General features: G+C 22.9%; 12 protein-coding genes and 1 pseudogene. 6 read left to right on the plus strand and 7 right to left on the minus strand.

Annotation, left to right across the window (positions count from 1 at the left end; all coding sequences use genetic code 11):
- Position 1: 1 nt before the first annotated feature.
- Together D8S97_RS02245 and phrB are read right to left on the minus strand one after the other, a co-directional pair.
- Positions 2–745 carry a Nif3-like dinuclear metal center hexameric protein gene (locus tag D8S97_RS02245; RefSeq protein ID WP_158361305.1) on the minus strand — a complete coding sequence of 248 codons (744 nt, stop codon included), beginning with the start codon at positions 743–745 and terminating at the stop codon, positions 2–4.
- A gap of 4 nt (positions 746–749) precedes the next feature.
- A pseudogene (phrB, locus tag D8S97_RS02250) lies at positions 750–2,191 on the minus strand (deoxyribodipyrimidine photo-lyase).
- A gap of 346 nt (positions 2,192–2,537) precedes the next feature.
- Between phrB and fldA the strand changes: the two are divergent.
- On the plus strand, positions 2,538–3,047 hold the full coding sequence (gene fldA, locus D8S97_RS02255) for a flavodoxin FldA (protein ID WP_158361307.1): 510 nt from the start codon (positions 2,538–2,540) through the stop codon (positions 3,045–3,047).
- Between the two features lie 91 nt (positions 3,048–3,138).
- On the plus strand, positions 3,139–3,927 hold the full coding sequence (queF, locus tag D8S97_RS02260; protein WP_158361309.1) for an NADPH-dependent 7-cyano-7-deazaguanine reductase QueF: 789 nt from the start codon (positions 3,139–3,141) through the stop codon (positions 3,925–3,927).
- Between the two features lie 170 nt (positions 3,928–4,097).
- On the opposite strand, the gene gap is transcribed toward queF, so the two are convergent.
- The 4 genes from gap to D8S97_RS02280 all read right to left on the minus strand — a co-directional run bounded on the left by gap (position 4,098) and on the right by D8S97_RS02280 (position 8,326).
- Positions 4,098–5,096, minus strand: a complete 999-nt coding sequence (gap, locus tag D8S97_RS02265; RefSeq protein ID WP_158361311.1) for a type I glyceraldehyde-3-phosphate dehydrogenase — start codon at positions 5,094–5,096, stop codon at positions 4,098–4,100.
- Between the two features lie 88 nt (positions 5,097–5,184).
- A complete protein-coding gene (locus D8S97_RS02270; RefSeq protein ID WP_158361313.1) occupies positions 5,185–6,426 on the minus strand; it encodes an FtsX-like permease family protein in 1,242 nt (413 codons plus the stop codon).
- Entirely contained in the window at positions 6,427–7,134 is a 708-nt protein-coding gene (gene lolD / locus D8S97_RS02275; protein WP_158361315.1) for a lipoprotein-releasing ABC transporter ATP-binding protein LolD, read from the minus strand. It lies immediately after the preceding gene.
- Entirely contained in the window at positions 7,127–8,326 is a 1,200-nt protein-coding gene (locus tag D8S97_RS02280; protein ID WP_158361317.1) for an ABC transporter permease, read from the minus strand. Before D8S97_RS02280 ends, lolD begins: the two co-directional genes overlap by 8 nt.
- A gap of 258 nt (positions 8,327–8,584) precedes the next feature.
- On the opposite strand from D8S97_RS02280, the gene mfd reads away from it, so the two are divergent.
- Positions 8,585–11,983 (plus strand): transcription-repair coupling factor, encoded by a 3,399-nt coding sequence (gene mfd, locus D8S97_RS02285; RefSeq protein ID WP_158361319.1) that lies wholly within the window; start codon positions 8,585–8,587, stop codon positions 11,981–11,983.
- Between the two features lie 127 nt (positions 11,984–12,110).
- Positions 12,111–13,109, plus strand: a complete 999-nt coding sequence (pgl, locus tag D8S97_RS02290; RefSeq protein ID WP_158361322.1) for a 6-phosphogluconolactonase — start codon at positions 12,111–12,113, stop codon at positions 13,107–13,109.
- A gap of 23 nt (positions 13,110–13,132) precedes the next feature.
- Here the strand turns inward: pgl and bioA are convergent, their stop codons facing one another.
- On the minus strand, positions 13,133–14,431 hold the full coding sequence (gene bioA / locus D8S97_RS02295; protein WP_158361324.1) for an adenosylmethionine--8-amino-7-oxononanoate transaminase: 1,299 nt from the start codon (positions 14,429–14,431) through the stop codon (positions 13,133–13,135).
- 80 nt (positions 14,432–14,511) lie between these two features.
- Here bioA and bioB point away from each other — a divergent pair, with 80 nt between their 5' ends.
- Both bioB and bioD read left to right on the plus strand, forming a co-directional pair.
- The gene (bioB, locus tag D8S97_RS02300) at positions 14,512–15,540 is read left to right on the plus strand and encodes a biotin synthase BioB (RefSeq protein ID WP_158361328.1); all 1,029 of its coding nucleotides are present in this window, start codon (positions 14,512–14,514) and stop codon (positions 15,538–15,540) included.
- A gap of 227 nt (positions 15,541–15,767) precedes the next feature.
- Entirely contained in the window at positions 15,768–16,472 is a 705-nt protein-coding gene (gene bioD / locus D8S97_RS02305) for a dethiobiotin synthase (protein WP_158361330.1), read from the plus strand.
- The last annotated feature ends 71 nt before the right edge of the window (positions 16,473–16,543 follow it).

Genomic DNA, 16,543 nt, shown 5'->3' on the forward strand with positions numbered 1-16,543 from the left:
ATTATGCTGGATTATAAATATCGATAAAAGTAACATCTAAATTATATTTTTTATTTAACCATATACCTAAAGATTTAATTCCATCTTTTTCTGTAGCATGATGTCCTATAGAAAAAAAATGAATACCTAGTTCTTTAGCAAAATGCATTGTTTCTTCTGAAATTTCGCCTGTTAAAAAAGCATCTACTCCAAAATTATATGCTTGTTCTATAAAATTTTGTCCCTTTCCACTACACCAAGCTACACGAGAAATAGAAAGTGGGGCATTTTCATATATATGTATAGGTTTTTTTTTATATTTTTTTTCTATTTTTTTAGCAAAATCAAAAGCGTTTATATTTTTTTCTAATATTCCCCAGAATAAATAAGGTAAAATATAACCTTTAATACAAATATTTAATTTTTTAGCTATTTGTGCATTATTTCCTATTTTAGGATGAATATCTAAAGGTAAGTGCCAACTGTATAAATTAATATTGTTAGAAAGTATAGTTTTTAATCTTTTTCTTTTCATGTTGTGAATATATCGAGATTCTTTTTTCCAAAAATAGCCATGGTGTACTATTATAGCATTTGCATTATAAGATAATGCTTGATCTAATAAGTCTTGACAAGCAGTAACACCTGTAACAATTTTTTTAATTGTTTTTTCCCCCTCTATTTGTAATCCATTAGGTATAACATCATTACATTCATGACTTAATAATTTTTTATTAATAATTTTTTCTAATAAAAAATTTTCCATATTATTAAACCTTTTGTTTTTTAGAATTTAATTGAGCTTTATTGTATACTAATAATGCTTTTTCTTTACTATTTCTATAGTCTATAATTGGTTCTGGATAATTTATTTTACAGTGATTTTTTGTTGACCATTCGTACGGATTATGAATATAGTGATCTGGTATACAATTTAATTCTGGAATATATTTACGTATAAATAAACCTGATTTATCAAATTTTTTAGATTGATTTAAGGGATTAAAAAAACGTATATATGGTGCTGAATCACTTCCTATTGAAGCTGACCATTGCCATCCACCATTATTTAATGCAAAATCCCCGTCAATTAAATTAGACATAAAATATTTTTCCCCCTTTCTCCAATTAATTAAAAGATTTTTTACTAAAAAACTAGACGTAATCATTCTTAATCTGTTATGCATCCAACCGGTTTGATTTAATTGTCTCATTCCCGCATCTACTATAGGAAAACCTGTATTTCCATTTTTCCAAGCGTTAAAATAATTTGTATTATTTTCCCAGTTAATTTTTTCCTCCCACGTCAATAATGATTTAGACTTACTAAGTATTGGAAAACCAATTAATAAATGATAGTAAAATTCACGCCATATTATTTCATTTAACCAATCTGAATTTAAAATAATATTTAATGGAATTCTTTTATATTGTTTTAAAACTATTTTTAAGCAATATCGTGGTGATATTATTCCTAAAGATAAATAGGGAGACAGCATACTAGTTCCATTTAAAAACGGAAAATTTCTTTTTAAAGAATATTTTTCCATTTTATAAATACAAAAACTTTTTAATTTTTCAATAGCTTTTTTTTCTCCAATAGGAAAAGTTTTTTGATCAAAATTAACAACTAAGTTTTCTGGAAATAATTCTAGTAATGAATAATTAAGATAAATTTTTCTTTTTTTTGGAATAGGAAAACATTCTGGAACTTTTTTTGATAAATTACATATTACTTTCTTTCTAAAAAAAGAAAAAATTTTATATGTTTTGTTGTGTGTATTTTTTATACTATCAATAGAAGTTAAGATACTATCGTGAAATCCTTTTACAACAACACCTTTTTCAGACAGTTTTTTTTTACTAGGCAATCGCGATTTCTTTCATTTATTTCATATTGATAATTATAAAACAAACTACTTATCTTTTTTTTTTCGCAGAAATAAATTAAATAATCTATTGAACTTAAAAAATTAGGACATTCGTGATAATGTAAAATAATATTTAATTTTAATAATTCTTTTTTTAAATTTATTAAATTTTGGTAGATAAATGATATTTTTTTTGAAGAAAGAAAATGATCTTTCCATTGTTTTGGTGTTGCAATAAACAAACCAGTAACTTGATCTACGTCAAACATACAAGCGTGATGTAAAGCAGTATTATCGTATAAACGAAGATCAGTTCGAAACCAAATTAAATTTTTTTTCATAATTTTTTTAACATATTCATAGTTGTATTAAAAATATATGTTATAATTTCTGTTTCTTTTTTTATAAAAAAATTTAAATTTTTTTATAGCATTCAATTTAAAAAAATATATGTATATTAAAGTTTTATAAAAAATTATTAAATAATTTTTAATTAAAAATCAACAGATATAACTTATAAATAAGTTATTAGAATACATTTATTTTACTAAGATAACAAAAAAAAATTAAATTTTTAGTTTTATGTTTTTTATGTAATTTTTTAAAAAAACATATTTTTAAATAAAAAAATTTCAAATATATTCTTCTTCATAATTAAGAATTATATTTTGATAGATAGGAAAAAATATGAAGAAAATAGGTATTTTTTTTGGAAGTGATACTGGGAATACAGAAAAAGTAGCAAAATTGATTCAAAAAAAAATTGGTAATAGTTCTATATTACATGATATTAGCAATGCTTCTAAAAAAGATATTGAACTTTTTGATTATCTAATACTAGGAGTTCCTACTTGGTATTATGGTGAAATGCAATGTGATTGGGATGATTTTTTACCTATTTTAAAAAAAATAAATTTTTTACAGAAAACTGTAGCATTATTTGGATGTGGAGATCAAGAAGATTATGGAGAATATTTTTGTGATGCATTAGGTTTAATATATAAAGTTTTAAAAAAAAATAATGCTAAAATAATTGGAAAATGGCCTACGATTGAATATAATTTTGAATCTTCTAAAGCTCTTTTAAATAAAGATTATTTTGTAGGATTAGCTTTAGATGAAGACCGTCAGTCGGAAAAAACCGAAAAAAGAATAAAAAAATGGATATCAAACATTCTTCCTCAATTTCATTTATAGATGATAAGATATTATCAATCAATATATTAAATTAAAAAAATAAATTTTATATACAATGCTCTTGTATATAATTGTAAATTAAAGAAAAAATATGAGTTTTAAAATAAATAATTTTCACCATCTACAACCGATATCTAGAAAAAAACATCGAAAAAAAATTAGGTTAAATTATATTAATCTTCCTTTTATAGGTAGAGATATTTGGACTTTATACGAATTATCTTGGTTAAATAAAAATGGATTGCCAAAAGTTGCTATTGCTAAAATAGAAATTGATATAAACAGTATTAATATTGTTGAATCTAAAAGTTTAAAAACTTATATAAACAGTTTTAATCAAATACAATTTGATAATGATATTAATTTTATTAAAATTTTAACTGACGATCTTACTAAATGTGTATGTGGACAAGTTTCTGTTAAACTATTTAGTTTAGATGAAATTAAAAAACAAAAAATTTCAGATTTTCGGGGTACTTGCATAGATAATCAAAATATTAAAATAGAATCATATAAATATGATCCATCATTACTAATGATTGATTCTAAAAAAAAAATTACTAAAGAGAGTTTATATACTCATCTATTTAAATCCAATTGTCCTGCTACTCAACAACCTGATTGGGCATCAATGTATATCACATATATTGGATTACCAATTAATCACGATTCTTTATTACGCTATTTGATTTCTTTTCGTTCTCATAACGAATTTCATGAAGAATGTATTGAACGAATTTTTAATGATATTAATAAAATTTGTAAACCTGAAAAATTAACTGTATATGGAAGATATACTCGAAGAGGTGGAATAGATATCAATCCATGGAGAAGCAATACTATTTTTTCACCTTGTTTTATTAGATTAGCTAGACAATAAAAAATTAAAAAAAAATTTTTTTTAAAAAGCAGTATTAAGGTTGTACTTAATACTGCTATACTCAAAAAAAGTAAGATATGTCTTATATGTAAAATTATTTAATATATTTAAATATTTTTATATATAATAAAAATATACTTCTATATTTAGAAGAAATTATAGCCTAATATTTATTTCGAAGAAATTAATGTAACTAAATCTAGTACCTTGCTAGAATAACCTGTTTCGTTGTCGTACCAAGCAATTAATTTAGCAAAATTTTTATTTAGAGATAAACCAGCTTTAGCATCAAAAATAGAAGTTAAATCATTACCATTAAAATCTGTTGATACAACTTCATCTTCAGTATATCCTAAAATTCCTTTCATTTTTTGTTCAGAAGCATCTTTAATAACTTGACAAATTTCGTTGTATGTTGCTGTCTTTTTATAACGTACTGTTAAATCTACTACAGATACATTTGAGGTAGGAACTCGAAAAGCTATTCCTGTTAATTTACCATTTAAATGTGGTAAAACTTTTCCTACAGCAATAGCTGCTCCTGTAGAAGAAGGAATAATATTTTGTAAAGCACCTCGACCACCTCTCCAATCTTTTTTAGAAGCACTATCAACAATTTTTTGAGTAGCTGTACTAGCATGTACAGTAGTCATTAGCCCTTCAATAATACCAAAATGATCATCTATTACCTTTGATAAAGGAGCTAAACAATTAGTTGTACAAGAAGCGTTAGATACAATTTTTTCTCCTTTATATTTATCAAAGTTAGCACCTTTGACAAACATAGGGATACCATCTTTTGATGGTCCAGTGATTACAACTTTTTTTGCACCAGATAAAATATGTTTATAAGCTGTCTCTTTTGTTAAAAATAGACCTGTAGATTCGATAACTACATCAATTGACAATTCATCCCACATTAATTTTTCAGGATCTTTTATTGAGGTAATTCTAATTTTTTTTCCGTTAACAATAAGATTTTTATTTTCAATTTCAATATTTTTTTTAAAAATACCATGAGTCGAATCATATTTTAACATATAGGCTATATATTCAGGATCAAGTAAATCATTTATTGCTACAATTTGAATATTTTTACGTGCTTGAGCTAAACGAAATAAAACACGTCCAATCCTACCAAATCCATTAATACCTACTTTAATAGTCATTATTTTCACCGTTTTTTATAAATTATTTATAACTAATATTTACTTTTTTATAAAAAATATTTTTTTCATTTCTTTAAAAGAAATAATTTTAATATTCTCTTAATATTTCGTTGGGATTTATTTTAGATGCATAATATATGGGATACCAATTTGCAATAATTCCTATTATTAAGGTACTTATAAAAATAATAATTAAATCAAATAAATTTAATTTTAATAATAAAAAATTTTTATAATAGACATTTTGTAATAACCAACTTTCTGAAAAATTGTTTTCTAAAAACAACATAATTTTTTTAAAATTTAATACTGTTATAATACCTGTTAATAAACCTATTAAATTTCCTATAAAAATAAAACGCATTCCATAGTAGAAGAAAATTAGTTGAATAAGAATATTATTGGCACCTATACTTCGTAAAATAGCAATTTCTTTTGTTTTTTTAGATATAGTTGTTAAAGAAATAGATATCAAACTAAAACATGAAATCAGTATTATCAAAAATAATGTCAAATATATTATTGTTTTAATTATTTTAATATCATGATAAATATATTTATAACTGTACATCCAACTATAAAAAAAAAGAGGTATTTTTGTTTTTTCAGCTATTTTTAGAATAATTTTATCTGCTTGAAATGGATCAGACATATACAATTCAATTTTATCAACATCGTTGTCTATTTTAAAAACTTTTTGGAAAAAAATAAAAGGTATTAACCCAATGTTTGAGTTTGAAATTCCATTAGAATGGAATATAGATTTAATTTTAAAAGAAAAATTTTTTATTTTATTTTTTTCAAAATTTATTTTTTTATTTAAAATAATTAGAGTAATTAAATCTCCTTCTTTAAGAGAGAAATACTCTGCTAAATCAGAAGAAATAATAATTTCATTGTTACAAATTTTTTTTAATTTAGAAAAATTAAATAATTTTTTTTGAAAAGAAAAATACTTTTTTATATATTCTACATTTTTGAAACTTTTAATATTAATAAACCTTATTTGATCATTTTTTAATAGAATACTATTCATTAAAATATATGGTTCAGAGTAAATAACTTCTGGTAGGAGTTTTAATTTTTTTGTGACATCTTTCCAATTAAGTAAAGATTGATCTGTTAGTTCAATAATCCCATGTGGTAAAGCTGACAAAATATTTTTTTTTATTAATATTTGAAAACCATTTAAAGCGCTAAAACTTAAAACTAATGTGAATATACTAATAGAAATTCCTATCTTAGATAAAATAGAAGTTAATAATACTGCATAATTTTTATTATTTCGATGATATAATCGTTTTGAAATTAAAAAAGATAAAAAATTCATTTAATGTGTCTTTTTATATTGATTCTTATTATTAAATAATTGACCATGTTTCATTTCAAATAAAATATGTTGTTTTTTTATAAAACTTAGATTATGACTTACGATTAAAAAAGAAGTATTTAAAGTGCTATTTAACTCAAATATTAAATCAAAAATAATTTTTTCATTATTTTTATCTAAATTACTTGTTGGTTCATCTGCTATTACTAAAGAAGGTTGATTGACTAAAGCTCGAGCGATGGCTACACGTTGTCTTTCACCACCAGACAATTCAGAAGGATATTTATTTACTTTTTTTTCTAAATGAACTCTTTTTAATATTTCATATGATTTTTCTTTTGATTCTTTAGTACTTTTTTTACTGATTAATGATGGTATAGAGACGTTTTCAAGAACATTAAAATCTAAAAGTAAATGATGAAATTGAAAAATAAATCCTAATTTTAAATTTCTTAATTTAGCTATTTCGTTCGATGACATAGAACTTAATAAAATTCCATCAAATAGTATACGTCCAGAAGTAGGATTATCTAATCCACTTAATAAGTGTAAAAATGTACTTTTTCCAGAACCAGATTTTCCAGTTATAAATATAATATCGCCTCTGTGAACTTTTAATGATATATTACTTAATATTTTTATTTCTTCTTTTTTTTTATAAAAAGACTTTGTCAAATTAGCACATTGTAAAATTATATTTTTATTCATCAGATAAGATTCTAGCTGGGGTTGATTTAATAGCATACCAAATTGGATATAATGTTGATAAAATCGTAAAAAATACAGATATAAGATTGATTATTAAAATTTGAATGGGAAGAACTTTTATAGGAATCTCAATATCGATAAAAAATATTTTAATTAAAAAATTCAAAAAATCTTTTTGAAAAATTAATATAATACTAATTATTGTACCAACTAAATTTCCAACTACAGAAATAGTTGATCCTAAAACAACGAATATTAACATTATTTTATAACGAGATAACCCTTGAGATTGAAAAATCGAAATATTATTTTTTTTATCTAGTACATTCATGGTTAGTGATGTAACAATGTTAAAACCTGCTACTAATAAAATTAAAATAAAAAAAAATAACATAATGTATTTTTCGATTTGCATTGCTTTAAAAAACTCACCTTTTTTCATTTTCCAATCTAATATAATAAAATTTTTATTTAATTTTTTTATTTTCTGAACATTTAGAATAAATGGATCTTTCAACCATATTCTCCAACCAGTGATATGATATTTATCATAATTCAAAAAGTTTAAAGCATTTTTTTGATTCATTAATATTTGATATTCATCAACTTCATTATTAGTTGAAAATATACCAGTTATTGTAAATAATCTTATATTAAGATAATTTTTTAAAAGATTTCTTTTACTAAAAGGCAAAACAATTAATTTAATTTTGTCATTTATATGAACATGCAGTTTTTTAGCTAGTTCGCTGCCTATAATTATATTATATTTTCTTGAATTAAGAGTATATGAAGAATTTTTTATACCATAATTTTCTAAAATTTTTTTATTCTTTGCTTCAATACCAATTATTTCTCCTATATTAATTTCATTTTTATTTTCGATAATTACTTTTTTACTAACAAAATCTGTAATTTGTTCAATATTTTTTAACTTTAAAATTTCTTTAGGAAAATGTAATTTATTAACACTGCGACTTTTACTAGTAATAATTACATGGGGAATAAAAGATAAAATGTCATTTCGAAATTTATTTTGAAATCCATTGATTATAGATATGGTAATAATAGTTGAAGATATACCGACACTTATGCCTAAAATTGATAAAATAGTAATAATTTTTTTAAAATTTGGTAAATGAGGATTCCATAGATAACGTAAACCGATAAATATATATATAGGCTTATACATTTATAATATCTTTAATAGTTAAGAACTGTTGTAGTAAATTGAATTTAAAAAAATAATTTATTTATGTTAATTTTACAATTAAAATTTTAACTTGTATATTAACATATTTAATAAACAATATTAAAAAATATATATAAACATATTTATAAATAAATTATTATTTATTTTGGTTTTATTAAAGAAAAAATATTTTTTTAATAATATGTTGAGTCTATTTTTAAGAGTTTTATAAAAATTTTCAATTAGATAAATAATAATATGATAAAAAAAAATAAAAAAATATATATATCAGATCAACTGATTTTATCAGTAATTCCATTTGAATGTGCTTCTATTATCGAAAATCATTCAGATTTAGTTGTATTGATTACATCTAATATAAAATCCTCTTTACAATTAGAAAAATTAACAAAATATTTTACAAATAGACAAGTAATAGTTTTTCCAGATTGGCAAATATTGCCATATGATCATCTTTCACCTGATAAAAAAATTATCTCTTCTCGTATTTCTACATTATATAATCTTTCTAAAATAAAAAAAGGTTTGTTAATTATTGCAGTTCAAACTCTTTTACAAAAAATATGTCCTTATAAATATCTTTACAAAGAATCTTTTTTAATTCAGAAAGATAATTTTTTTAAATTTAAAAATTTAATTTCTAAACTAGAAAAGATTGGATATTGTAAAAGAAATGAAGTGAAAGAGATTGGTGATTTTAGTATAAAAAAATCATTAATTGATATTTATCCTGTTGGTTCAATTTCACCGTATAGAATTTTTTTTGAAGAGAATAAAATTTTTAATTTAAAATTATTTAATATAAATAATCAACTAACTTTTAAAGAAAAAGAATCAATTGTTGTTATGCCAAGAAATGAGTTTCCAAAAAATAAAGATGGATTTGATATTTTCAAGAAAAATTATAATCAATTTTTTTCTAAAAATATGGAATTTAATAAATTTTATAAAAGTATTTTTGAGAAAAAAAAATTTTTTAGTGTTGAGTATTTACAATCGTTTTTTTTTGAAAAACCGTTATCAACACTATTTGATTATTTATCTGAAAAAACTTTAATTATTTATCAAGATCAATATAAGAATAATTCCAATGAATTTTGGAAAAAAATTACAGAAAGATATAATTTATTGCAGAAAAAATATTTTAATATAATAATTAAACCGGAAAAAATATGGATAACAACTAAAGAATTATCATTTTTTTTAAAAAAATATTGTTCTATTCAAATTGTACTTAGTAAGGATACAGAGAATAAAAATTCTATTAAAAAAAATTACAAAAAATTACCTGAATGTTTCATGAACGCAAATACCAGTGAAAAATTCTCTTTTTTAAAAAATTTTTCAGGAAAAATAATTTTTTCTTTAACAAAAGAGGATTGTATAAAAACCTTTTTAAAAATTTTGGCATCTGAAAACATTTATCCAAAATACATAAAAAATATTACTGATTTTAATCAAAATTTTAATTATTTATACATTATAGGGAATTTATATAATGGATTTATAAATATAAAAAGAAATTTTTTATTCGTTCCTATAAAAAAAATTTTTCCAAATTTTAATCAAAATAAATCTCTTATACTAATTAAAAAAAATATTCTTCAAAAAAAAAAGAATCATTTAGATAAATTAAAATTAAATGATTTAATCATACATATTGAACACGGTATTGGACGATATCAGGGATTAACTAAAATAAAGACTGCTAGTATTGAATCTGAATATTTAGTCATTTTATATGCAGAACAAGATAAATTATATGTTCCTATTTCTCATTTACATCTTATTTCACCTTATATTGGAATTCTAGAAAAAAACATACCACTTCATAAATTAGGTGGAGGTAGCTGGAATAAAGAAAAAACGAAAATTAATAAAACTCTTTATGATCATGCAGCAATTTTGTTAGATATTTATTCAAAAAGATTGTCTCAAAATGGATTTTCATTTCAAATAAATGAAAAAAATTACAAACTTTTCTGTAAAGATTTTCCATTTAAAACTACATTAGATCAAAATGATGCAATCAAATCTGTATTAAACGACATGAAAAAATCTATTCCAATGGATAGATTAATTTGTGGAGACGTAGGATTTGGTAAAACAGAAGTAGCAATGAGAGCTGCTTTCATATGTGTATCAAATTATAAACAAGTCGTTATTTTAGTACCAACTACTTTATTAGCACAGCAACATTTTGATAATTTTAAAAAACGTTTTCATAATTGGTCTGTTAAAATTGATATTTTATCTCGATTTAGAAATGAAACAGAACAAAAAAATATTTTAACAAAAATTAAAAATGGAGATATTAAAATATTAATAGGAACACATAAAATTTTATTAAAAAATATAAATTGGTACAATCTTGGTTTACTGATTATTGATGAAGAGCATCGATTTGGTGTAAATCATAAAGAAATCATAAAAAAAACATATTCTAACATTGATATATTAACTTTAACAGCAACACCTATACCTCGTACTTTAAATATGGCCATGACAGGTATAAAAGATTTATCTATTATATCACAGCCACCTCAAGAAAGACTAAAAATAAAAAGCTTTATAGAAGAGTATAATCCTATTTTAGTCAAAGAAGCAATTTTACGTGAAATATCTAGAGGTGGACAAGTGTATTATATTTATAATAAAGTTCAGAATATTAATAATATAGCGAAGAAATTATCAAATTTAGTTCCTGAAGCTCATATTAAAATCGGGCATGGTCAAATGAAAAATACTGAACTAAAAAAGATAATGAATGAATTTTATCATCATCATTTTGATGTTTTAGTTTGTACAACTATTATTGAAAGTGGTATTGACGTACCAAAAGCTAATACTATGATTATAGAAAATTCAGATTATTTTGGATTATCTCAACTTCATCAACTTAGAGGGAGAATTGGACGGTCAAATCATCAAGCATATTCTTTTTTTCTCGTAAATAATTTAAAAAAAATTACATCAGAGGCAAAAAAAAGACTAAATGCTATTTCATTAATAAATAATTTTGGAGGTGGATTTACTCTATCAAATAAAGATTTAGAAATTAGAGGAATAGGTGAATTGTTAGGTAAAGAGCAAAGTGGTCACATACAGAATATTGGTTTTTCTTTGTATCTAAAATTATTAAAAAAAGCAATTGAAATTTTAAAAAATGGTGGAGAAAAACCTTTATTAGAAGAACTAATAAAAAAATCAGATATTGAACTTTATGTACCTTCTTTATTACCTTCTAGTTATATTTTTGATGTGAATAAACGATTGTTTTATTATAAAAAACTTTCAAACGTTAAAAATAAAAAAGATATAGAAAAAATAAAATTCGAATTAATAGACCAATTTGGAAAATTACCTCTTCCTGCAAAAAATTTAATTTTAATCTCTAAAATTAGATTATTAACAGAAGAAATTGGTATTTTATGTATTAAATCTAATGGAAAAAGAGGAATTATAGAATTTGATAAACAAAGTACTATTAATACGGAATATTTGTTAAAATTATTCAAACAAGAACCTCATCTTTGGAAAATGGAAAACTCAATAAAATTACATTTTTTCCATAATTTTAAAGATAATTATACACGTCTTAAATGGATTAAAGATTTATTAAAAAATATTAAATAAAAAAATTATGTAAAATATAAATTTGTAATAAATTACAATTATTTTTAAAAATTTTTTATAAATAATTATATAAAAAATATTTATGTATCTCCCTTTGATTTTTATTAAAAAATATTGAGAAAAATATATGAAACAAATTTTTTATATTGCCAATGCAGAAAGTGAAAATATAGAAGTATGGAATCTACATAATAATGAAAATATGGAATTAATACAAACAGTTCAAACTAACGGTCAAGTGCAGCCAATTTCAATTATTAAAAATAAAAATTTATTATATGCTGGAGTTCGTCCTAACAATTGTATTGTTAGTTATTGGATAGACGAAAATGGTTTACTTAAAAAAAAAGGAGAAAGTATTATTCCTGGTACACCTAATTATATTTCTTTTGATAGTAGCGAAAAATTTTTGTTTTGTAGTTCATATCACTCTAACTGTATAAGCGTAAGTCCATTAGATAAAAATGGTGTTCCTAAAAATCCAATACAAATTATTCATAATATTGAAGGTTGTCATGCTTCTAAATTCAATAGTAAATACAATGTTTTATTTGTAACTTCATTAAAAAATGATTGTATTTATTTATATAAGTTAACAGATTTCGGTATATTAAAAAGCACGGAACAAAAATTAGTTTCTTCTCAATTAAAATCAGGACCGCGTCACATTATATTTCATCCTAATCAAAATTTTGCTTATACTGTTAATGAATTGAATGGTACTGTTGATGTATGGAAAATATATCAAGAAAATACTTTATTAAAAGTAAAAAATATACAAAATGTAAATTTATCAAATTTAAAAGAAAAAAAATATTGGTCTTCTGACATTCACTTAACTTCATGTGGTAATTTTTTATATGTATCTGATAGATTTTTGAATAGCATTTCATTATTTCATGTTAATAAAAATGATAATAAAATTAATTTTTTAAAAAAATATGATACAGAAGAACAACCACGTTCATTTTGCATTGATGAAAATAATAACTATTTAATAGTTGCTGGACAAAAATCTAATAAATTAAGTTTATATAGAATTTGTCAAAAAAAAGGTACCTTAAAAAAGATCAGTGAATACAAGACGAGTAAAGGTCCTCTATGGATAGCTTCATTTATAATGTAAATTAATAAAAAATATTTTATAAATTAAACGCTATTTACATTGAATAATGTATCATTATCTAAAGATTTTTTAATAACATTAATAAGTTTTCTTAAACAATCCATACTGATAATATAAGGTGGTACAATATAAATGATTTTTTTAAACGGTCGAATCCAAACACCATTTTTTACAAAAAATTTTTGTATAAGAGCCATATTCACGCAATGTGAACATTCAACTACTCCAATAGCACCTAATACACGAACATCTTTAACTCTTGGATGATGAATTAATGGTAATAAATTTTGATAAAGTTGTTTTTCAATATTAAAAACTTGTTTTTTCCATTCATTTTTTTCTAGTATTTTTATATTAGCACTAGCTACAGCACACGCTAATGGATTACCCATGTAAGTAGGTCCATGCATAAAACAACTTACTGTACTTCTGCTAATTGTATTTGCAATGTTTCGTGAAGTTAAAGTAGCAGCTAAAGTTATTGTACCACCCGTCATAGCTTTACCTAAACAAAGTATGTCTGGTACAACATTAGCATGTTGAAAAGCAAAAAATTTTCCAGTACGACCGAATCCTGTTGCAATTTCATCAAAAACTAATGGAATGGAATAATTTTTACATAATTTTTTTATTTCTTTTAAGTATGTAGGATGATAGAAATTCATTCCTCCTACACCTTGTACAATAGGTTCTAACATAACGCCAGCTATTTGTTTTGATTTTTTTCTCATTATTTTTTTAAAAGATTGGATATCAACGGAGTTCCATTCTTTATGAAAAGAAGAAGTAGGTTTTTCTGCAAATAAATTTCTTGGTAAAAATTTATTGTATATTCTATGCATAGAATTATTGGGATCAGAGATGGACATAGCAGCAAAAGTATCACCATGATATCCATTTCTAATTGTTAGAATTTGTGTTCTTTGTTCACCTAAGGCTTCCCAATATTGTATTAACATTTTTATTGCTACTTCAACAGCTATTGACCCAGAATCAGAAAGAAAAACACAATCTAATTTTTTTGGAGTTAATTTAACTAATTGCTTACATAGTAAAATTGCAGAAGGATGCGTAATACCTCCAAACATGACATGAGACATTTTTCTCATTTGTTTTTTTAAAGATCTATTTAATACAGGATGATTATAACCATGTATAGTAGACCACCATGAAGACATACCATCTATTATATTTTTTCCATTTTTTAATTTTAAATAAACACCTTTTGCTGACATTACAGAATAACATGGAAGAGGGTTGATTATAGAAGAATACGGATGCCAAATGTGCTTATGATCAAAAAATATATCAGATTGACTCATTATAATTTATATATAAAAATATTAAATAAGTTATTATAAACCTTTACTTAAACAAAATCATATTTTTTTTTGGAGATTATATGAATCGCAGATGGAATCTAGAAGACACAAAAAAACTTTTTTCAAAACCTTTTTTTGATCTTATATTTGAAGCTCAAAAAAAACATCGTGAATACTTTAATCCTAATAGAATACAGATTAGTACATTACTATCAATTAAAACTGGTGCATGCCCTGAAGATTGCAAATATTGCCCACAAAGTTCAAGATATAAAACCGGTTTAAAAAAAGAACCATTATTAGAAATAGAACAAATTTTAAAAGCTGCAAAAAAAGCTAAATCTTCAGGTTCAACTCGATTTTGCATGGGTGCTGCATGGAAAAATCCTAAAGAAAAAGATATGCCATATTTAGAAAAAATTATCAAAGAAATAAAAAAAATGGGGATGGAAACCTGTATGACTTTAGGAACACTAAATAATTCTCAAGCAAAAAAATTAGCTGATGCAGGTTTGGATTTTTATAATCATAACTTAGATACATCTTCTAGTTTTTATAGCAGTATAATAACAACTCGTACATACGAAGAACGTTTAAATACTTTAAAAACAGTTCGAAATTCAGGTATGAAAATTTGTTCTGGAGGAATTATTGGTCTTGGGGAAAAAAAACAAGATCGAATGGAACTTCTAATGGAATTATCTAATTTATCTATTCAACCAGAAAGTGTGCCAATAAACATGCTAGTAAAAATACCTGGAACACCTATGGAAAAAAATGAAAATGTAGATCCATTTGAATTTATTAGAGTTGTAGCAGCTACAAGAATTATGATGCCAAAATCTTATATTCGATTATCTGCAGGTCGTGAAAATATGAATGATCAGACTCAAGCTATGTGTTTTATGGCAGGAGCAAATTCTATTTTTTATGGATGTAAACTACTAACTTCAAACAATCCAAAAGAAGAGAAAGATCAAAAACTTTTTCAAAAATTAGACCTTTTTCCTGATTATAAAATACAAAGTTTTAAAAAAGGTAATAAAGATAATGACAATTTAAAAACATCTAATTTAAAAAAAGAACAATACTATAATGCAGCAATCTAATAAACTAAATATAAAAGTATTTTTTAATAGATTTTTTTATTTATTTTAAAATACTTATTCTTTTAATTTGCGTAACCAACCACTATATTCTTTTGTATTAATAAACCAATTAAATACATAGAATAAACTGTGTTGAGTTACCCAACTTAAAACTTTATAAATTTAAAGAAATTATCTTTAATAGATAATAAATATTATATATAGTTCCTAACTAATTAAAATAAATTATGAAAAAAAAAATATTTATCACTGGTACTGACACAGGTATAGGAAAAACAACTGTAAGTAGTATTTTATTAAGAAAAGCAAGCGAATTGGGATATAGAACAGCAGGATACAAACCTATATCTTCAGGAATTAAAAAACGTAAGATTATATTTTCTAAAACGAAAAAAAAACAATATGTTTTTATAAATCAAGATGCTTTAATTTTAAAAGAAAATAGTTCTGTTTTGTTAGATTACAAAGAAGTAAATCCGATTTCGTTTTCTGGAAATCTACCTCCTCATATGATGAGTTTAATTCAGAAAAAAAATATACGAAAAAAAGATTTATCTTTAGGTTTGAATCATATTGCTCAAAAATCTAATTGGATTTTAATAGAAGGAGCAGGTGGGTGGTACACACCTCTATCTGAGATAGTATCTTTTTCAGATTGGGTCAAGGAAGAAAAGTTAGAAATTATTTTTGTTGTAGGAATAAAATTAGGTTGTATTAATCATGCTATTTTAACTGAAAAAGCAATTCTTTCAGAAAATTTAACATGTTTAGGATGGATTGCTAATAATATTTTTCCAAAGAATCAGTATACTTCATATTATATCCAAACTTTGTTAAGTTATATTAAATCACCATTATTAGGAATAATTCCTTATTTAAAAAATAAAAATTTAATTAATATTAAAAAAATAAAAATTTTGGTTCCTGAATAAAATATAATAATAAATATTTTCAATATTTATTATAATTAATATTATCTTTAACAAAGATGGATACAGTTAAT

The organism is Buchnera aphidicola (Rhopalosiphum maidis) (genome assembly GCF_003671935.1).
GTDB classification, from domain to species: domain Bacteria; phylum Pseudomonadota; class Gammaproteobacteria; order Enterobacterales; family Enterobacteriaceae; genus Buchnera; species Buchnera aphidicola_AL.